18 protein-coding genes are annotated in these 19,764 nt (G+C 35.8%); 7 read left to right on the forward strand and 11 right to left on the reverse strand.

From position 1 onward, the window contains the following. The first annotated feature begins 150 nt into the window (after positions 1-150). Genes B155_RS0101450 through B155_RS0101460 form a run of 3 tightly spaced genes read left to right on the forward strand, consistent with a single transcriptional unit; the run spans position 151 to position 1,917 of the window. Positions 151-507, forward strand: coding sequence for a cytochrome c family protein (locus B155_RS0101450; protein WP_018126454.1), 357 nt, complete (start codon positions 151-153; stop codon positions 505-507). 1 nt (position 508) lies between these two features. Next, on the forward strand, positions 509-1,054 hold the full coding sequence (locus tag B155_RS0101455; protein WP_018126455.1) for a YceI family protein: 546 nt from the start codon (positions 509-511) through the stop codon (positions 1,052-1,054). After that, positions 1,051-1,917, forward strand: coding sequence for a DUF5777 family beta-barrel protein (locus B155_RS0101460; protein WP_018126456.1), 867 nt, complete (start codon positions 1,051-1,053; stop codon positions 1,915-1,917). The genes B155_RS0101455 and B155_RS0101460 overlap by 4 nt, the downstream gene beginning before the upstream one ends. On the opposite strand, the gene B155_RS0101465 is transcribed toward B155_RS0101460, so the two are convergent. The 11 genes from B155_RS0101465 to B155_RS0101515 are packed head-to-tail and all read right to left on the reverse strand — an operon-like array spanning position 1,912 to position 17,455. Next, positions 1,912-2,253 carry a TM2 domain-containing protein gene (locus tag B155_RS0101465; protein ID WP_018126457.1) on the reverse strand — a complete coding sequence of 114 codons (342 nt, stop codon included), beginning with the start codon at positions 2,251-2,253 and terminating at the stop codon, positions 1,912-1,914. The genes B155_RS0101460 and B155_RS0101465 overlap by 6 nt on opposite strands. Next, positions 2,237-2,548, reverse strand: a complete 312-nt coding sequence (locus tag B155_RS0101470; protein ID WP_018126458.1) for a DUF2752 domain-containing protein — start codon at positions 2,546-2,548, stop codon at positions 2,237-2,239. Before B155_RS0101470 ends, B155_RS0101465 begins: the two co-directional genes overlap by 17 nt. Positions 2,549-2,584: 36 nt before the next feature. Beyond that, positions 2,585-6,412 carry a DUF2194 domain-containing protein gene (locus B155_RS0101475; RefSeq protein WP_018126459.1) on the reverse strand — a complete coding sequence of 1,276 codons (3,828 nt, stop codon included), beginning with the start codon at positions 6,410-6,412 and terminating at the stop codon, positions 2,585-2,587. Further along, on the reverse strand, positions 6,390-8,453 hold the full coding sequence (locus B155_RS0101480; protein WP_018126460.1) for a hypothetical protein: 2,064 nt from the start codon (positions 8,451-8,453) through the stop codon (positions 6,390-6,392). Before B155_RS0101480 ends, B155_RS0101475 begins: the two co-directional genes overlap by 23 nt. A gap of 5 nt (positions 8,454-8,458) precedes the next feature. Further along, positions 8,459-9,316 (reverse strand): glycoside hydrolase family 191 protein, encoded by an 858-nt coding sequence (locus B155_RS0101485; RefSeq protein WP_018126461.1) that lies wholly within the window; start codon positions 9,314-9,316, stop codon positions 8,459-8,461. Further along, on the reverse strand, positions 9,313-10,944 hold the full coding sequence (locus B155_RS0101490) for an HD-GYP domain-containing protein (protein ID WP_018126462.1): 1,632 nt from the start codon (positions 10,942-10,944) through the stop codon (positions 9,313-9,315). Before B155_RS0101490 ends, B155_RS0101485 begins: the two co-directional genes overlap by 4 nt. Before the next feature lie 8 nt (positions 10,945-10,952). Next, a complete protein-coding gene (locus tag B155_RS0101495; RefSeq protein ID WP_018126463.1) occupies positions 10,953-12,581 on the reverse strand; it encodes an MATE family efflux transporter in 1,629 nt (542 codons plus the stop codon). Next, positions 12,574-14,160: a GT4 family glycosyltransferase PelF gene (pelF, locus tag B155_RS0101500; protein WP_018126464.1), complete on the reverse strand. Its 1,587-nt coding sequence runs from the start codon at positions 14,158-14,160 to the stop codon at positions 12,574-12,576. Before pelF ends, B155_RS0101495 begins: the two co-directional genes overlap by 8 nt. Further along, positions 14,157-15,344: a glycosyltransferase gene (locus B155_RS0101505; protein ID WP_018126465.1), complete on the reverse strand. Its 1,188-nt coding sequence runs from the start codon at positions 15,342-15,344 to the stop codon at positions 14,157-14,159. Before B155_RS0101505 ends, pelF begins: the two co-directional genes overlap by 4 nt. A 1-nt stretch (position 15,345) precedes the next feature. After that, positions 15,346-16,281 carry a response regulator gene (locus tag B155_RS0101510; RefSeq protein ID WP_018126466.1) on the reverse strand — a complete coding sequence of 312 codons (936 nt, stop codon included), beginning with the start codon at positions 16,279-16,281 and terminating at the stop codon, positions 15,346-15,348. Between the two features lie 19 nt (positions 16,282-16,300). Continuing rightward, positions 16,301-17,455: a hybrid sensor histidine kinase/response regulator gene (locus tag B155_RS0101515; RefSeq protein WP_018126467.1), complete on the reverse strand. Its 1,155-nt coding sequence runs from the start codon at positions 17,453-17,455 to the stop codon at positions 16,301-16,303. A gap of 126 nt (positions 17,456-17,581) precedes the next feature. Between B155_RS0101515 and B155_RS0101525 the strand changes: the two genes are divergently transcribed. The 4 genes from B155_RS0101525 (at position 17,582) to B155_RS0101540 (ending at position 19,756) form a co-directional block, all read left to right on the forward strand. Then, complete coding sequence (locus tag B155_RS0101525; RefSeq protein ID WP_169331255.1) at positions 17,582-18,082, forward strand: hypothetical protein; 501 nt, start codon at positions 17,582-17,584, stop codon at positions 18,080-18,082. An 89-nt stretch (positions 18,083-18,171) separates the two neighbouring features. Further along, positions 18,172-18,762, forward strand: coding sequence for a hypothetical protein (locus B155_RS0101530; RefSeq protein ID WP_026167133.1), 591 nt, complete (start codon positions 18,172-18,174; stop codon positions 18,760-18,762). 56 nt (positions 18,763-18,818) lie between these two features. Continuing rightward, entirely contained in the window at positions 18,819-19,139 is a 321-nt protein-coding gene (locus B155_RS0101535) for a hypothetical protein (RefSeq protein ID WP_018126471.1), read from the forward strand. Continuing rightward, a complete protein-coding gene (locus tag B155_RS0101540; protein ID WP_018126472.1) occupies positions 19,136-19,756 on the forward strand; it encodes an acyloxyacyl hydrolase in 621 nt (206 codons plus the stop codon). The genes B155_RS0101535 and B155_RS0101540 overlap by 4 nt, the downstream gene beginning before the upstream one ends. Positions 19,757-19,764: the final 8 nt, after the last annotated feature.

The raw sequence follows: 19,764 nt of genomic DNA on the forward strand, positions 1-19,764 counted from the left end.
AACCCGTGCTTTGAACGGCACGGGTTTCTTTTTTATTGAATAGTGAAATAGAATGAGTATAGTTAACCCATAATCATTCTCACTACTATTCAAATATATATTGTCATGAGACCCACCAAGCTCTTTATTTCTTGCATTCTTATCATTTCTATGTCTTGCATTAACAATGTTGAAGACCAAGTACCGGATGAAATTACAGAACCGGTTAGCTATAGTGCTCAAGTTCAAACCATTTTCAATGTTAGTTGTGGCGGAAGCTCGTGCCATACCAATGGCGGTAATCAAAATGGAGTTAACCTAAGCAGTTATCAAGCTACGATGGCGAGCGTAGGAGCAAATTATAATCGATTGATTGTGGTACCCGATGATGCTGCAAATAGTCCGCTGGTAGATAAAATAGAAGCCAATCCTGAATTTGGATCTAGAATGCCGTTAGGTGGTAGTTTATCTGCAACTGAAATTGCCCTAATAAAAGCATGGATTAATCAAGGAGCGGAGGATAATTGATATGAGACATTTATTTTTTGCCATATTCATCATTGCACTTGGGTCTACTTCCCTCCAAGCTCAAAAATTCATAACCGAAAACGGTCGAGCTACTTTTTATTCTAAAGTACCATTACACAGTTTTGAAGGAAATTCAGATAAGCTTGTTGGACTCATAGATTTAGATTCACTGATTGTGGATTTTTATATCGATTTGGAGACCTTAGACACGGGCAATGGTAAGCGTGATAAAGATATGAGGTTGACCTTAGAAACAAAGGAATACCCCTTTGCTGAGTTTTACGGTCAGATTCAAAATCAAAATTTAGTATTAGACAATACTCCAACAGTAGTAACAGTAAAAGGTGATTTCACCATACACGGAGTAACGAGAAATATTGAGGTTTCAGGAACGCTGAGCCGAACAAATGAAGGCCTTAAACTCAATGCTTCGTGGATTCTTAATTTAAAAGACTACAACATTGTACCTCCCAAAATTCTTTTCATCAAAGTAGATGAAAACCAAGAAATAGAAATTGAAGCACTATTAAAGCCCTTAGATCAATGAATAAGATAGTTGTAATTAGTTTATGTATAAGTATGCACTTACTTAGTGTTAGCAGCGTAGATGCCCAAATGAAAAGAACAAGAGCCAACCCTAATGCTCCAATACAGGATGCATACTTTGCTACAAATATTGCGGGATTAAGTACTACTCAACTACTGGCTAAAGGCGATCTGAACTCCATGATTATGCATAACTTTGGAACTGTATCGGGTGGAATTGATACCTTTTTTGGACTAGATGAAGGAGCTGCTGTTAGAATCGCATTTGGGTATGGATTGACCGATAAGTTGAATATTGGAATAGGCCGAACGAGTCGGGAAGACAATATTGATTTCACTATGAGGTATGGGCTTATTCAACAAACAAAAAGTAACTCCACTCCATTATCTGTGGTACTTAAAACAAATATGGGAATTCGTACTCAAAAGGAATCTTATTCTTTAAACTTTACAGAACGACTGAACTATTTGGGCTCACTTACTATCGGTAGAACATTTAGTGAGAATGTATCTTTGTTCACCACACCTATGGTGGCCCATTTTAATACAGTGGTACGCGAAGACGATAACTCCGATCTTTATAACACAACCGTTGGTTTGGGAATTGGGGGTGTCATTAAGTTATCAGAAAGAAAGGCCATTTCATTTGAGTTTATCCCTCCTGTTTACAATAAATGGTCGGGTACCCAAGCACACGGAGCCATTGTCTATGAAATAGAAACGGGCGGACATGTATTTCAAATGTTCTTTATGAGTGGTAGATGGTTTACCGAGCAACATTTATTAACTCGTACTACCACAAATATATTTGAACCCGACTTTAGATTCGGGTTCAATGTAAATAGAGTATTTGGTCTATTATAAGAGTGATCTTACTTCGCGAGCGATTTCTCGGTTATATTGGAATGTTAGATCTTTGTAGTTCACTAAATCTACGATAGTACCAATTAAGCATAAACCACCAGTTAAAATATAGAGTATTCCCATTCCAACTTGGTTAAGCAGTATGCGGTGAATACCAGCTACTAAAAACAAACCCAGTAAACAGGTTAAGAGAATAGTTTGTGGGTCTTTTCTTCTATTTCTGTAGATATTTGAAAATTTATTTTTCTCATCATCTGATAGGTCTGCAATTAACTTATCGAGGTATAGAGCTTCGTCCCCTTCTACTTCCGGTAGGTAATCATATATATGTGGCATCATTTACTCCTGTAGTTTGATTTTTTTCTAATAAATTTTTCCAAATAGCTAGTATTCTAAACGATAGCACAGCTACGGCCAATGGACCAAAAAGATGCGTCTTAAAAGACATCAAGAATTCGCCTCTAAAAAAGTATGCGATGGAGTGCCCTAAGCCCTCTCCTGGACAAAATGAAATACCTACTAAGTCGAACAAACAAAATGAAGTTCCTTTAGTAGTGGGATCCATCATGGCTAATGCAACTAAGCCAAAAAAGAATACCATCCATTCAATATGTGCCTTAAACTTTTTCATGAGTCCAATTACGAGATACTTCCTACGATGTTTAGATTATTTCAATGTTTTTCGAAAATAATGAGAGATAGTAAGGAAGATTCTATTGGATTGATAGATTGAACTTGTAGAATATTCCGTTCCAAGCTTTAAGAACCAATAGTTATCGAATTTGTGTTCAATATTTACTCTACCCGTCATAAAATAACCATCCCGTTGAGCATGCTTTCCCATCAGCTCTGCTTCAAATAAAGTTTTATAATCAAAAGTATTTGGTGATCTGTAACGAAGATCTAAGCCCATTCCTTTCAAGAAATAATCATTCTGTGTGAAATAAGGAATGGCATTTAAAAACTCTTTAGAAGCATCCGCATAACTTAATTCGGCTATGGCTCTCATTCTAAATGAACGATTGCTAGGCTGAATATATAGCCTACCACTTACGGTACCATCATATACATTATTGGTATAGTACTGTGTATTCCCAAAAACAGTGGTTAAAACCTTTGAATTGAGCCACGGATCTTCTCTATAGAATTCCAATTTACCTTTATAAATATTCCTATTTATAGCACTTAATGTTAAAACCGGCTCAAATGATAAGGTTGCAGAGGTAAAGGTAGAATCGTAACTGATGGTACCACCAATAAGTGTTGAACCAAATACGCTGGATGTATTTGCAGAAATGGAGGTGCCAAATTTAAAGGTTTTGGTCTGTGAGGAATCTCTATGTTCAAATAAGTAACCCAGTCCATGTAAATTAGATGTAGCTGTAGTATTATTTCTTCTATTTTGCACTATGATTTCCCTAGTACTTAACTGATGAGTGATATCGGTTCTATTCCCCCACTGAATAGATAAGTCTCCTTCTAAAGTTGAGTTATCAAAGTTGTCGTAGAAGTAACTCCCCCCAATACTAGCTTTGAGACCTTCATTCCACCGTAAATCGTCTAATAATCTTGTTTGCTCAGTACTACTAAAGAATGCGGGATATGTATCATAAAAAGCTAAGCGCTCATCATAACTTTTGAATCTTAATTCTTCTGTAATTAGCGTATCCGCTGCTGTATTTTTATGGTCTCTAGCTTCAAATAAGGGGTATAATAATTCATATGCTCGTTGCTGATATCCTTCGTAATAAAGGCGAGTTCCTGTTTGAACCCTCAAGGAATCATTATTCGGGTTTTGCCTCAATTGAGATTTTGATTCTAAATAGTAACGTTCGAATTGTCCTAACTCAGCAATCCAATTAAGTTTTTCGGATACGGGTATATCGGCCCCATAATTAGACCAATACAATGCACTTTCAAAATCACTTAACTGATATGCATAAATATTAGCTAACGAAGTAGCGAATGTAGATAGTTGTGGGTGTGAAGATGGAGGAAATGTTTCTAGTAACTCTATGGTCACATCCGCTGAATCATAAAAAAACGAACGTTGTAAGGTGTAAGCGTATAAACTATCGCTCGTTGCATTCTTATCTATAAGTTCAACAAGCATAGGTTTCACTTCAGGCCAGGTATTTGGAGACTCTATAAGGCGTATATAAGGCATTACATGCTCTTCTGTGAAGCCAAACACTTCAATCTCTCTCTTCGCCCATCTCGCCTCAAAGCCTTCCGAATAAACACCAATTCTATTTACCGCTTCATTCTTAAATGCAATTGTTCTTTGAGTTGGATAGCGCATCCATAGTTGTTCTAAGAAATTTTCGGCTCGTTCTAAATCACTTGTATATCCATAAAAAGTAATAAGCTGGGATTGATCGCTCAGTACCCAATTACCTGTTGAAAGAATTCTTTTTTCTAAAATTTCTATAGCGGGTTTATAACTACCTGTTTCTAAACCAAGATCAATAATCCTATTTTGAAGGCTTCTACTATTCGAATTTTGCGCATACTTATCTAAAGCTTCTTGTAATAGGGTTTCTGGATCAATGAATACTATTGGTTCTGCTATATATTCTTTCGCAATAAAAGGCTTAATATCAATAATGGTTGGTAAAGGTACTTTGATTACATTTTTTGACTCATAAAATTGTACCAGATAACCGTCCCAAATTTTAGAAAATGCCACTCCTTCAACTTGTTGTGATAATATATTTCGGGCCTTCTGAAAATCTTGAGCATGCACATACATAAACCAATGATTTTCGCGATTGGACTTATTCTGTTTTATAGTTTCAGAAGCTTTATTGACCGTAACCAATAACTCATCGTTGTTTCGATAATAGGATGAATTTGAGTTAACAAACGATCTAGCAATGGGTGCACCATACGAAGCTGATACCAATCTAATAAAGGGATAATTAGTTCTTGTATAGCTTAGTCTCTTAAGATATTCATGATATAAACCAGTAGGACTATTTGAACTCGTTTTCCACCCTAATCCATCTGGGTTTCTACTATCAAAAGCATCAGCATCTCTTTGTACTACTTGGAAAACATCATCGGGGTGAACAAAATGATTCCAAATACCCGTTAATAATTGCATCCCATGTTGATCGAATAAGGAATTCTCTTTCATTGTAAAACCAGAGGTACTTCGTGGATAATCAAAAATACCGTAGTGATATGGATCTATTCCAAATTCACGACCTCCCCCAAATTCAACATCCCCTAAATAAAGGGAACTTAAATACTTAATAGACGGCATCCCTGTTTTTAAAGCTTGAACGCCAACTGAATCGATGTAATTTGTTGGGGGAACATAGCTTACAGGTAATGGACCTAAGTCATCTATCTTCCATCTTTTATCAGTGGCCTTTAAACTCGATACCATGAATTGTTTATTAGGCCAATCGGAAGTTAATAATGAAAAATGGTTATAACCGTGAAGTGCTAACTCATGCCTTGTTTTGAGGATGTCTTGAGCAACATAGACACTGGCATCTACTGCTTTATTTTTTACAGTTAATTTACCCGATTCCCATTCACTAAAATCAAATGGTGGAACCACATTGGCATTATAATTGAAGGCGGTCATAGCGGAATATGTAATGTATAATGAATCGGCTACATATTTCATATCAGGCCACCATTCATTTACCACAAATTCTGCTTGTTCTATACCATACTCTGTAGCAATAGGTTCTATTTTAACGTTGTATAGAGGCGCGGGGAAATCATCTAAAAATATAGTGCCTACATTTGCTACTCTATAGGGCATATTGGGGAGGTATTTAATCATGGCTGAAAACATGATACCTCTATACATTTTATCGTAAATAGATAAACTATTCACCACCAGGACATGCCCTTTACCTATCTGGTGTTCATACATAAAGGGATATTGGGTGTTGGTGTAACCCGTAGCTAACACTCTGATGGATGAATGCAGGTTTTCACGCTTTAAACCTTTATGTGCAATCGTATTTGGACTATAAAATGATTTCCCTTTAAATGATGGATATATATCATGAATTGCTGTGATACCCCGTACAGTAGAATCTGTTGAAAATTCAGCTTCTTGTTCTATTCCTTGAAGAAATGCGAGCTTTATATCTGTTATAGGTCCTAGAAATATTAGTTTTCCGCCCTTTCTAATGTAATTTTCGAGTTCTAAAATTTTTGTATTTGGCAGCTCCGATAAACTATAAGCCGTTGAGATCACTAATGGAGTATCTGTGTTAACTTTAAGCGTATCACCTTTATATAGGTCTATAAATTTATTAGGAAACTTTGTATATCTAAATATTTGTGATAACTGCTCAGACAGTTCAAATGAAAACTCATCGTTGGAATCAGATATAACAATGATTTCAGAGTTTTTAAACCGTTCTACCATGCCTTGTGCTTTCGCTTCAATTGAGAAAAACAAAAGTACAGCAACAAGGCCAAAGCTTATTTTGAATACAATATTATTTAAATAAGTCTGCAGCACGTCCCTCCTTCTTAGGATATACATTCATCAGGATCTTATTTAATGAAGATTCACCACGTCGATTAATCAATTCATAAATACGTGCAGATTCATCTTCGTAATAAATTTCAACTTCCCTACCATCCATTGATCTATAGTTTAAAACCCAGTCATCAAGTTGGGTCATTAAGCGTTGAGAATCATATAAAATACCTTGTTGGATCGAGGTATAAGGTGGTTTTTGTACGAACACAAAAATACTAGCAGGTGGTATCGAAACGGAATCACTTCTAAGTTCTTCGGGAACCTCTAAATACTGATTGTATTCTTCATCAATTTCTGAATATGAATTCAGAAAAAACTCATAGTTCATAAAGTAATGACGGTTTTGAGCTAACGCATCATCAATTGGCGGACTTACAGTAGCATATGTATAAGGAAGCCTATCATGAATGATGTTGTAATAAGCATTAAAGAAACCCTCTGGCATGGTTTGAGGAAGAGTTTTTTCAACCTTTATACCTCCCGTAATAAATATACCATTACCTAAAAGTAGTAAGAATGCAACGGGCTGTACATACCTGATAGAATCATTCGCCTTATCAAAAATCTTAGATACAATGGTAAAAAATCCATAGAAGCCAAGACCAAAGAGTACTGATATCAAAATGGCATAAAATGCATTTAATTGATCAAGATCTAAGAAGTAGATATCAATATTAACAAAGGAGGTATATAGCACGGATACCGTTAGAAATAGTGCAAAATAGACCATTTCATCAACGAAATGCTCTTCTTTGTCAATGAGGTTCAGTATGAGGAATACTGTTAACAATCCAATTGCTATGAAAAAATACACTTCACTAAGAGCACTTAGCTCTAATACCAGATGCGGGAAATAACTAAAGATCATCGTATCTAGAAGCTGGCTATCAAAATAGCTAAGTATATTACCACCTTTTAAAAGGAGATGAATGATGTATGGAGCTAAAACTACTGCGTAATTAACTGCTAAATATGAAACTAGTTTTATGAAGTTCTGGAGATACCTTCTACGTGGTATTCCTAACAGGGCATATATTTGGAAGGGTAATAGTACGATTAAGAGTACAAACACATTGGTTAGGCCAGTAGCTATAATACCCATTGAAACATAGAACCAAGGTGCTTTATCAATAGCTCTAATGTTTCTGATAAATATAAATGCTGTTGGAAGTGCAAAGCACAAAGCCAATGATAAACTGTTGGATCCATTCTCGGCCCCTAGCGTAATTGGTAGTAATAACGTGGGGAAAAAAGCATACACACTCGCCCCAAATAATGCAGCAGTTCTTCTCTTCCCTTTGGTAATTTCTAGAATAATCCAATACACAATAAGGGTTAAAAAGAAACTAGTGATACTACCCAAAAGGTTTAATGTCATTTCTGCACTCACTTGAGTTAATGAGCTAAACATATCAACCAAAGCATGCATCCCTCTAGGTGCCGGTAAATCCCCAAAATATTGCTGGAGCCTTATATTTTTTATGGCCTCAAGTTCAAAATACCATGCCCTACTAAATGGTGAGGCATTTATAAGAATAGGGATCAATCGGATTATACAGGCTGATACCCCAATTAGAATTGCCGAGATGGTATATCTACGTTCTATGATTGAATAGTCGAATGATGGCTTAAACTGCTCTTTAAGCCCCTTAAAACTAAAGTCCCTAATGGTTTCTATAAATTTAACAAAGCCAGATACGATTCTATTTTCAAATACATGATGGATGGATCTAATAGATGTACCTTTTTTTAATTCCTTATAAATCGATACGATAATAGGAACGGCAATCAGGAAACTAAATAAACTGATCAAATCATATAGATGAGCGATGCACAATAGGAAGATACAGGTTAGCATTGTACCCCCTACACCCACCCAAGTATAGAGCATCCGGTCAATACCTTTTAATTTACGTGCATGAGGCAAAAACTTTGGACCAACCCACACAAATAGAATCACAAAGCATAACACAATGCGAGTCACCGAAAATAATACTAGTGTCCAATAGGGTAACATTAGTTTTATCTATTTGTGTTATGAATTAGTGGAAGCTTATTCAACTCTATAGTGCTTATAAAGTAATTAAAGCCCGTTGTGTCTAGCCTCTGGGTGATTTGAGTAGCTAAGCTATCAGAGTCTGCAAAATCGATAATTAAGATGGGTAGCTTAAAATTTTCTTGAATAGCTCTAATACTTGCTATAGAAACATTATAGGGACCTTCTTCTTCAAGATTATAACTCGAAGTATTGAAGTCATAGGCACTTGCTATATCTTCTTTTGCATAGCCATCAATTGAATTTTTTACTTCCGAAAGTAAGAAATCTCCTCCATTTTGAATCATCACGATATCGGGGAATTGATCTCTAATTTCATTAATCAATTTCACCATAACGGTTTTGTACTCTGAACGCGGTGTATAAGGTGATACCGCATCTATAGTATCTAAAAACAAACCATCGAAACCTTTCTCTAAGATGCGCGGGATGACTTCTTCTATAAATAAATTTTTTACTCTTTCATTTTTTAAATCAATGAAATAAGAACCCCAAAATTCATTTTGCCCTAGAAATCCTATTTCTTGAAGTTCATCAAAGTACCACTGGGATTCATTAACCTCTCCAAGCGACAAGTATGCAAAGGCATTAACTTCTTTTTCTTTGATAAGTTGAACTTCTTCGGAAGTATATAACTGCGACTCTAATATAAGTGCCTTATATCCTTGTACCTCATGAGGAAACACCTTTGAGTATATAACCCCAAATGGGTTTATATCTTCGTCCTCTAATCTATTCTGTCCAATTTGCTCGTCTTCGCATGTAGATTGAAAAATGGCAGAACAGAGAACAATGATTACTAATATCATTGAATATTCATTCATTCTTCAACCCCAAGCTCCACACAGCCTTGCCATCCTAGGCTTTGAATTAATTGAATAACCGTTGGTATAAGCACCATATCAAACTGTTTATCTGCTCTCTCAATTAAATTATCGGCTAACTGTTGTAAATACTCATCGTCTGTTTTTTGAGAATCCTCAATACTACTCTCAATGAAATCAACGATGTATTCAAATACCCCGATAATTTTACCCGTCCAAGGAATTTCAACCCCAGTTAAACCATTAGGAGCTCCTTGCCCATTTACCCATTCGTGATGCGTTTTGATACCCTCAATTACATCTGAAGTCACGGGCAAACTACTTAACATGGTAGCGCCTGCAATAGGATGAGCCAATTCTGATCCCACACTAGCAATAGAACTAATTCCGGCGGCTCCTACATAACCTATATCATGTAACTTTGCCGTTAATTTGATGGTCTCCATCTCATCTTGATCTAACCCAAATAACACTCCAAACATTGAAACGAATCCGATGAGCCTTGGTGTGTGATAATATGTTTTGCTTCTCTTCTTCTCTAAAGCACGTAACAACAGATAGAATGACTCTATCAGTTGATCTGAAAATATGTGATTCTGATTCCTATATGATAAAAGATTACCAAGTATAGAGTTAATAGTGTTCAACACCTCTGGGTCAAAATCAGGTTGACTATCTCCTTCGTAACAAAGCCAAAGCAATCCTTTAATCTCAGCATCGATAAAAGGCTTTATAAGGGGTTTTAATTGATGCTCTGTTAATACATGCTTCTCATTTTCATTTATGCTGAAGGTGTTGTCAGAATTATTAAAGGTATAAAGTGGCTCTACACCCGTAGCTGATAGATGCTTAAGTACTTCTTCATTTACATTAACGGAAGTAATGATGGTTGGTTTGTCATCCTTGTATTCAATTACGGCACCTGAGCTGGCATGAATAGAATTCAAAATATAAAGGACCATTAGTTCAGCGATGCCTTTGGTATTCAATGCACCAGAACCTAAATCCCCAACAACCCCTTTAATCCTGTTCTCATAATCATGTGCAGATCGTTGTTCTTCTTCATCTAACTCAATAAGCCAATTAGCAAGCAGTCTACCGACTATCGATAGTTTTGATCGCATCGATTCAGGGCTTTGTTGATAAGGCCCTACTACATAAAGCCCCCAGACAATGCCTTCTTTTGTGAATAATGGAATATGTTCGCAGTTACCTATGGTATGTGCTGAAACGCCAAACTCATTAAAACTATCTTCCCACTCTCTCTTCTTTTGTAGATTTTGAAATTGATTTTCGAAATTTTCTACAAACTGCTGCCTTTGAACTTTCGCTTCTTTTGAATCTGAATCTTCAGTATTTGATTTGTATAGATTTTCAGAAATTACAAATCGTTTTGTGAGTACTAATTGATCCCCTTCTTTCTTATACACAAAATGAACAGGGGCAGAGTAAAGTAAATCCATCCACTCTACTAGATTTTGAAAAGAAGGAATCTCTTTTCTAGAAAGGTGTTCAGCGGATAATGACCAAAATTCCAATTCTTCTTCCGTACCAAACGACTCTATGGAAAAGGCTTTGCCTAATCTATTACCTAGTGTACTAAAATATTTTTTAACGTCTTTTCCCATAGTTGTCCTCAATATGCAGAGTAATAAAAATAGTCTAAATGTTTAAAAAATCTTTTGCCAATCACCCAGGTAATGAATGCAAATGCGAATGAGCCTGCAACGAGTCCAATTACCGCGTATTCGAAGCCGAAAAGTCGGCTACATAAAAACCCAACTATACCATTTACGAGTATGGCTATAATTATGGGATAAATAACAAATTCAGGACGATTCATTGTAAAAAAGAACAATGAATTAAGTAGGCCAAATACTAGAAAAAAGTACCCAATACTGCCTATCCAGTACACTTTAAAAGTAATGGGGTTTGCAAAGAAATCTTTGATCTCCGGTATTTGATCTTCGAATACTCTAAGTGCCATTACTCCATAGTATGTGCCTATAATTGAGATCACACCAATTATTAATAGTAGGAATACCTGTGCATTATAAAATCTATTGAAGTACTTATTAAAGCCTTTATAATTAGAGATTTTAGTCTTCTTCTGAGCCGGCATAATTTTATGGCTGAACAACTGTATGCTAAACTCCAGGGCAGCTACCGTTACAATTAAACTGATTAACGCCCAATCCATTCCTAATTCATACGGTGTGTTAAACCAAATTATATAAGGTGGAGGTGGTATACCTGCCGACCACGCCAATACCCTATCAATGAATAAAAAACTAAAGTAACACAGCCCATATATATAGTAGCGATAGGTTGTATAAAAACTTACCTCAGCTTTGGGAAGGCTTTGCTTATACATTTTCTGATTTTTCGTTCGAATCTTAAATGAATAAAATATTATACAGTATACCGATTGAATAAGTGTAGTAAGCAATATACCCGCCCACTGAGATACATAGATGCCTATATCCAATACTTCCATTCCAAAGGCAACGCCTAAAGTACCCGTCACAATACTTATAAGGATTACAATCTTTTGACCACTGGCATATAAAACAGCCGCTGAAAGAAGCATAGTGGATATTAATACATAATAAACCAGCCCAATGGTTACCATCAACTGAGGATACAGCGGTAAGATTAAGTTCAATAAATAGAATGCTGCACCAAGGAATAACATCATTGGAAGGGCCATTTTAAGAACGGCTTTAATGGCTTTCCAACATAAATAGTAATTATCCTCTCCTATGTACTTAGAAACTAGTCGACCTAATACTTGAATAAATCCACCCGTTAGCACAAATGAACTAATGGTTCCAATGGCAATCATTGTTGCTTGAGCTTCATTAAATCTAAACCAAGCCCATAATGCATATTCGAAAAATAAAATTGCAGCAATTTGGGATAGCATCGGCATAGTAAAGAGTAAACCAATACCATAATGCTTTACGAATAACTTTGAGCTCGTAAAGAAATCACCCAATTTTTCCTTCTCTTCTTTATTTCTCCCTTTTGCTTCAGATTTAATCGCAGTTTTTAAATCTGTGAATACAACTTTTGCTAGGTCAAAAACAGATTCAAATCCGAAATCTGTTTTGGCATCTATATCTCTTATACCTAATGATTCAATGGTTGCAGCTACCGCCCAAACACTCAATGGATTCCCAATCAGTTCCTTCACCTTTAGGGTGAGTTCATTTAAATTGGTTTCTTTTACCTCTTCATTTATATGAGACGAGCTTTCAAGCATTTACTGTTTCAACCTCCTCTAATTCGTGAAGTAGATCTAATACAGATTGGGTTCTTACTGTAGACTTCAATGGATTTCTATCCTTACTCGCCAATACTTTATAAGAAGTCAGATATGAATTTACCGAACGATCGGTAGTAAAATTCAACAGAACCTTCTCACGAGATTTATTACCCAATTCAATTCGAAGGTTTACATCATTCAATAGCTTAACAACACCATTTGCTATTTCTTGGGGGGCACGAGGTTTACATAGAATACCACATCCTTCTAGGGCATCTTTAATACCACCAACATCTGTTGCAACAACCGGTCTACCACAGCTCATGCTTTCAATTACGGTGTATGGAAAGCCTTCAGAAATTGAAGTTAATATGGAAATATCTCCTTCATTAAAAATCATACTCGGGTTATTATGAAACCCACCAAACCTAAAATTATCACTTAAGTTAAGTTCATCTATTAAGGCTCTACATTTTTCCACATATTCTTTATCCACGTCCAAACTACCGTACACTATGAATTGAACTTCGGGAATTTCCTTACGAACCAAATCACAAGTTCGAATCATAGTTTCGATGTCTTTTAAGGGAAATACTTGAGCTACTGCAATTACTGTAGGGACTCCTTCAGTATGTTTTGGTTTTGGAGTTGGTTTGAATAAATCCGTATCAACCCCATTATAAATTGGGATTATATTTTCTGGAGCAGCCTCAAATCGTTCTTCCCATTTCTGATTAGCTGTAGTTACTGGTGAAATTTGGTCTGCAGTAGCATAAACAGCTCTAGTTACTAAGGTTGAGAGATCAACGAGCAGTTTTTTAGAAAAAAAAGACATATCCGATCGACCAATGTTGATCAATCGTTCTCGCATATACACCCCGTGGTCTGTAACCATGCTAGGGATACCATATTCATATTTAGCCGCAATCGAAGTAAGTGCAGGAAAACCCGCTAAAGTAGAATGGCAAACATTGACGTTCTTTGGAATTGGACAAGCTATAGGCATTAAAAAATGATACAACCACCGCATCCCATTGGTCATGTCAATTACCTTAGGTATCTCACCAAGCTCATCTTCTGAATCATTGGCATAGGTAGAAATTAACAGCTCTCTGAATTGAGCCCACAGAATGGGGTCCTTTAAAGTGATTTTATAGTCATAATGTTGGAAATATTTCCAGAAGCCATAGATCACATCACTAATTACTTGCACATCCATAAATGGATCTAAAAGACATTTAAGGAAATCATTATAGATGGGTAAAAAATGACTCCTAATGGCTTCTTTTGTGGTTTTAGACTTACGACCTATTTGTTCTGAGAAGCTATGATTAAAATCAAAGTATTGTATAGGTTCTTCTACACCCCATAGTGGGATGTGTATTATATCGGTAACGTTGTCAGGAATTTTGTACCTAGGTTCCACAAAGGGAGAACCCGTAACTGCAAGTATTTGGAAATCAACTTCATTTTTCAACTCTGTACATAAAATATGAGCCCATGTACTAACTCCACCACCACTAAATGGATAGGAACCTTCGGTCTCAAATAATACAACAGGCTTGAATTCACTCATTGGCTAATCACACTTCCAATTGTTGAAAATAACTGATCATATTCTTCAAAAATAATCTCCCAAGTATGACTTTCCATCAACGTAACCTTTCGCTCTGCAATCAATTCTTTTAAGATGTTAGGGTTCGTAATAACATGGTCAATCTTTTGAACAAGCTCAGCATCCGATGTGCTACTATCTACAGTAATAGCAAAAGCATTTGTTACGTCACCAACTTCCCATCCAAATGGAAGTGCGTTTTTAGCTAAAGCCTCAAACATGACTAAGGGTTGAGATTCATTATGGCTTGTAATAACTAAAGCATCCATTCTGCTCATATGTTCAATTGCTGAAGTATTCCAAATCAACTCAACTTCATCATAGCACTTACCTCGTTGTATAACCTCTTGCTGTAGCTTCTTCTCATTTGCGTCACTTAACATCATGATAAACTGAGGGTGTGAATGGGTAGCCTGTTTTCTAAAATCATCTACAAGATCAAAAAAACGAAGTGGATTTTTCATTTCAGCACACCTGCCTACCCAACCGATAACTGGGTCATTATTTAGCTGAATTTCTTTCTCAATCAAATCAGTGGATATGCCATTTGGGATATATACGGGACTTTTTGCCCCTAATGCTTTTTGTTCATTTATATTGATTTTTGATACAGAAACAACTGTTTCGGCTTGTTCATATACTTCCGACGCGATCTCTTTAAAGTCTTCCATTATTTGATGTTTACCAATAACAGAACCTTCAATTTTAAACCCACATTCTAAAGCTACCGCACCCTTTTCCACCTCTTTCCAATACAATGCGTGTTCAGTTAGAACCAAGGGAATTTGTCTAATTTTAGAGATTTCACTTCCCAACCAACCCGCAAAACCGGTATTGGTTACATGAATTAATTCGAAACTTAAATTTGAAAGATTAGGAGCCACGGATGCAAACCAAGCATCTTTCTCATACTGCCAACTCTGTTCAAATTTAGGAGGATGAACACGTGAAAATGATCGAACATTATCCGGTATAGGATATAATGCCTGATAAGGATCTAACTGAAGAAATTCATCCGTGGCCACTTGAAGAATATGAAAGTGATAATCACTCAGCCCTAACAAATATTGATATACCCACTCACTTACCCCTCCTCTATACCATGGATAAGTTCCTTCAATAATTAATAGTATACGAGGTTTCATACTAGTTTCGAGTTTGTTGATACAACCTCCAGAGTATGGATCCTGTTTGGGTTATCAGCCGTGATATTAATTCATATTCTTTTGTAGTGAATAGCTTAGATCGTTTAATGGTAATCATTGCAAACAATGCCGAATCTTCTGGTACTGATAGATTATTCATCAACATTGCTTTTTCGTTCACAGAAAATAGAGGAACTCCAATTTCAGCTGGCATCTCATTCGCAACTGAAAAGTCTATAAATGACCCTAATTCTTCATTATATATATGATTCGATAAGAAAGGCTCTTTGGTATTTGATAGGTGTAAAAATGATTGGGTATTCGAGAAATTGGAAATCGCCTCTTCTGAAGGTAGGTTATCTCCCTTCATTGCAATATTGATGGGTTCTTCACCTTCTAAGACCCATAAACTCATTAAATCAGCATCCACCATTTCATAGAGGTAATCACATAATACTGAAGCAGTATCATCAAAAGACCCTTTAATGGCCGACTCCATAAGCTTCATCACTAGCTTATTTTTATTCTGCTCTATATCATTTTCTAATCCAGAAATCTGGATATCCGTTACAATTTTCATGCGGACCAGGTTTAAAATACCCTCCCGATCAAAATTAAAGCGCTCCTTTTTAATGAAGTCTGCAGCCCCTAAATCCATCGCTTTTTGTTCCTTTTCGATGGTGGGTAAATTTGTCATAATAAGAACTGGTATTTTGCTCTTATTCTCATCATCCCTAATCGACTCCAACAGCTCTAGCCCACTTATTCCGGGCATATGGATGTCTGACAAAATTAGGTTTACAGCAGACTCAGAAAGTATATTTATTGCTTCTTGAGAGTTTCTAGCATGTAACAGGCTGAACTCTTTACCCAGTAAGCTTTTAGCCATTATATGAATTGGCTCATCATCATCGATGACTAAGATTGTATAAGTCATATTAAATTTTTTCCCTTATTTATCTATTTAACCCAACGGGAATTTCTACAAAGAAAGTAGTGCCAACTTCTGTGACAGTATTAATCCACATATTCCCGTTATGTGCTTTCAATATATCCTTTAGTTGATTGAAATTAATATCTAGTTCTAAATTTTCTATTTCACCATCATCTAATGGTAATTCTTTATTCAAAAAATAGTTTGGTATGTGTTTAACTGGAAGTCCTACTCCAGTATCAGCAATTTTGACAATAAATTTATCGTGCGAGTCTTGCTCAATAATTATACTAATTGAATCTTCTGAACGTGTAAACTTTAACGACAATTGAACTAGCTGTTGTAAACACCACATAAACTGCTGTGGATTTACATAAGCATGAATATCTTTTTTGTTCGAATAAAACGATAGGCGGATTTTTTTAAGCGTAGCTTTAGGAGTGAATTCAGTTATCACACTTTCTATTAGGTGAACAATATCAACCTTTTCGATTTTTGAAGATTTAGCCTTTTGAGCTAGTACTTCTTTGTCTAAGACATCTTTTACAATTTGGTGCAATTTCTCACTACTCTCGATGATTAAGCTCAGCATATTATTTTTGTCATCTTCAGACATGGAGGGATCAGACTTCAGAATTTGGACCAATCCTAAGATGCCAGAAAGAGGATTTTTTATATCATGACTTAACATGCGCATGAGCTCATCCTTTTTCTTGTTGGCCATGCTTAGTTCAAGTTCTCGATCTTTTAAAATTCGAATCTGCTCTTTCCTTTCCTTTTGAAGTACTCGCAACATTAGATGAGTTCTTACACGTGCTATTAACTCTTCTTTATCGAAAGGTTTAGTAACAAAGTCTACAGCACCAGCTTCAAATGCCCTTACTTTATCTAAAGATTCTTTGAGACTGCTTAAAAAAATGATGGGAGTTTCTTTGAAGATACTTTTTTGAACTCGTGTTCCCACTTCATAGCCCGACATACCAGGCATCATAATGTCGAGTAGTATTAAATCAGGCTCGTATTTCTTTAACTTCTTAAGAGCCTCCTCTCCACTTTCACAATTTTCGACTTTAAACCCTTCTGATTCTAAAACATGACTGATGATCAATCTATTTTGAGCAGAGTCGTCTACTACGAGAATAAGGAACTCAACAGGATTGACATATTTTTCTGCCATGTATTCTAATTTAGATTAAGAAATAATATATTATTTTAATGTTCGTAAAAACAATGTGAAACTATCACTAGTTTGAAGCGTCTTTGAGGAGTTAAGCATAATAAGATTTCACCTAAATCAACACTTATGATTAAGAAATTTTCTACATACTGCGTGTTATTATCTGTGATATCACTTTCATCATTGACAACCACAGCCATGAATACGGACCCGGTGGATGATGAGAAGAAGAAAAATACATTGATGGAAATACACGACCGTTACCATCAAGTAAAATTATGCCTTACCTCCACCTCAGTATATATGCAATTCGACACTTCTGTACGCGACCTGATTAATCAAGAGTTAGAGCATAAACATCAAAAAGATGCCCAACATTTTATTGATTCAGAAGGTCAATTTTTACTTGGAAATATTACCTATTTAGAATCCGATAAAATTGAATATCAAACGGATGAAATTCGAGATGTAGTCTTTGAAAATGGGAAATTGAAGTTCACCTACGACTCGGACAAAGAGTTCAAATTTGAAGACATAATTGGTACTGACGGTAAGCCTGCCTTAGAAAACTTCTACTTAGAAGATCTTGAACTGTTCTACCTTACTTACAAAAAATACAACCCTTAACACTTAACTAGTGTTTTACAAATCGTTGCAATAAATCTGTAACACTAACCATTTTTGGATACTCTTTTGAGAAATCAAAAGGACATAAAATGGTCAAGTATTTTCTACTCTGTTTACTAATTGCCTTAGGTGTAATGGCATGGTCTGAAGTGCCCGTTGATCGCGGTCCGGGAATAACAGCCAACAAAACACCCGAACTAATTCTTCAAAGAGATCTTGAGGATATCAGTTACTCTAATATTACGTTAAAACCACTCGGTGAAATATCTGCAGAAGTACGTGTGCTAGACAAAAAGCGCTATTTCTTCGATGGAATGAAAAATTTTTCCAAATACGATGTATTAGTAGGCTGGTCAGAACTATCTGATCAACGAAATTTAGATTACCTACATTTCAAAATTAAAGATCGATCCTTTAAATATAATAAAGCGCGCTTACCCCTTGAACCATCTGTAATTGATGAACAAACAGCATTGTGGCATATGATTGCTTCAACAGATGAAATTAAACGAGGCTTAGCAAGCTTAAGAAATGGACATATCATTACCATCAAAGGTCATATTGTAGATGTGGTAGACGTTAATGGGTTTACTTGGCAAACTTCTAAACAACTAGTAGGAAGAGATAAAGAGCGCCCTATAAATGAAATCATTCTAGTAACAAGCCTTACCAAAAAGTAAATAATTTTAACTGTTGATTTAGAAGCTAATCAACTACCTTTTCATTAAAAAATACGATGAATTGGTTAAAGGAAATTATTGTAGACATCCTATTCTTAGGATTAATCATTCTTTCATTATTTATTGAATCGGACGTCCTTTTCTGGGTTTTATGGGGATACACCGGCATTCTTTTATTAGGTAAAATATTGGCTTTATTTATGCCAATGCTTCAAAAACAGGCTGCTAAAACCACTACCCCAAATTGGGTATATCATCTTATCTACTTTTTGTCTGTTTTAATTCTAAGTGTGGCTCAAGAGTATTATTTGGCCGGAACATGGTTAGTAATATGGATTATTTCATCAATATTAGCCCAGAAGAATAAGGCAAAATGATCGACATGCGTGTATTCTTGCTCTGTTCGTTGGCTTTAATGATTTGTACTACTAATACCGTTTTAGGACAAGATAAAATTGAATCAGATCACGACAACTTTGAAGAACTTCAGTTTAGATTATGGACTGGATACTCGTTCAACTCCGTTTATTTACTTGGAAAAACGAAAAACACCATATCTAAAATCATAGGTATAGGTTTCAAACGACATATTCGGAATTATGAATCTGGTGCTAAACTATACTACACCGCTGATGTAATACCGTTTGTTGAATATGAATATCCCAAAAGAGATGATGGGGATAATTTTCATTTTGCAAAAGGCTTTGGCATATCCCCGATTGGGTTTCAATTAATGAATTCTATCACGCCACAAGTTTCATACTCAATGAGTATTTCGGGTTCATTTATTATCATGGACAACACTTTCCCAACCGACAAAGGGCGTAAATTAAATTTCACATTTGATCCCTCCTTTGCATTAAATACTAAGTTAAATTCTAATCTAAGCCTTAACTTAGGGTACAAATTTCATCATATATCAAATGCTCAAACTGGAAAAGAAAATCCAGGGATCGACTCTAATTTTCTATTTCTCAGTTTAATTTTTAAATAATTCAAGAT

This window comes from Balneola vulgaris DSM 17893 (assembly GCF_000375465.1).
Taxonomy (GTDB): Bacteria; Bacteroidota; Rhodothermia; order Balneolales; family Balneolaceae; genus Balneola; species Balneola vulgaris.

Bases quoted from the DNA above. Each gene is read 5' to 3' on its own strand.
- B155_RS0101460 (WP_018126456.1), top strand. From the start codon at position 1,051: ATGAATAAGATAGTTGTAATTAGTTTATGTATAAGTATGCACTTACTT.
- B155_RS0101515 (WP_018126467.1), bottom strand. From the start codon at position 17,455: ATGGCAGAAAAATATGTCAATCCTGTTGAGTTCCTTATTCTCGTAGTA.
- B155_RS0101455 (WP_018126455.1), top strand. From the start codon at position 509: ATGAGACATTTATTTTTTGCCATATTCATCATTGCACTTGGGTCTACT.
- B155_RS0101530 (WP_026167133.1), top strand. From the start codon at position 18,172: ATGGTCAAGTATTTTCTACTCTGTTTACTAATTGCCTTAGGTGTAATG.
- B155_RS0101465 (WP_018126457.1), bottom strand. From the start codon at position 2,253: ATGCCACATATATATGATTACCTACCGGAAGTAGAAGGGGACGAAGCT.
- B155_RS0101480 (WP_018126460.1), bottom strand. From the start codon at position 8,453: ATGTTACCCTATTGGACACTAGTATTATTTTCGGTGACTCGCATTGTG.
- B155_RS0101485 (WP_018126461.1), bottom strand. From the start codon at position 9,316: ATGAATGAATATTCAATGATATTAGTAATCATTGTTCTCTGTTCTGCC.
- B155_RS0101535 (WP_018126471.1), top strand. From the start codon at position 18,819: ATGAATTGGTTAAAGGAAATTATTGTAGACATCCTATTCTTAGGATTA.
- B155_RS0101540 (WP_018126472.1), top strand. From the start codon at position 19,136: ATGATCGACATGCGTGTATTCTTGCTCTGTTCGTTGGCTTTAATGATT.
- B155_RS0101490 (WP_018126462.1), bottom strand. From the start codon at position 10,944: ATGGGAAAAGACGTTAAAAAATATTTTAGTACACTAGGTAATAGATTA.
- B155_RS0101505 (WP_018126465.1), bottom strand. From the start codon at position 15,344: ATGAAACCTCGTATACTATTAATTATTGAAGGAACTTATCCATGGTAT.
- B155_RS0101450 (WP_018126454.1), top strand. From the start codon at position 151: ATGTCTTGCATTAACAATGTTGAAGACCAAGTACCGGATGAAATTACA.
- B155_RS0101510 (WP_018126466.1), bottom strand. From the start codon at position 16,281: ATGACTTATACAATCTTAGTCATCGATGATGATGAGCCAATTCATATA.
- pelF (WP_018126464.1), bottom strand. From the start codon at position 14,160: ATGAGTGAATTCAAGCCTGTTGTATTATTTGAGACCGAAGGTTCCTAT.
- B155_RS0101495 (WP_018126463.1), bottom strand. From the start codon at position 12,581: ATGCTTGAAAGCTCGTCTCATATAAATGAAGAGGTAAAAGAAACCAAT.
- B155_RS0101525 (WP_169331255.1), top strand. From the start codon at position 17,582: ATGATTAAGAAATTTTCTACATACTGCGTGTTATTATCTGTGATATCA.
- B155_RS0101470 (WP_018126458.1), bottom strand. From the start codon at position 2,548: ATGAAAAAGTTTAAGGCACATATTGAATGGATGGTATTCTTTTTTGGC.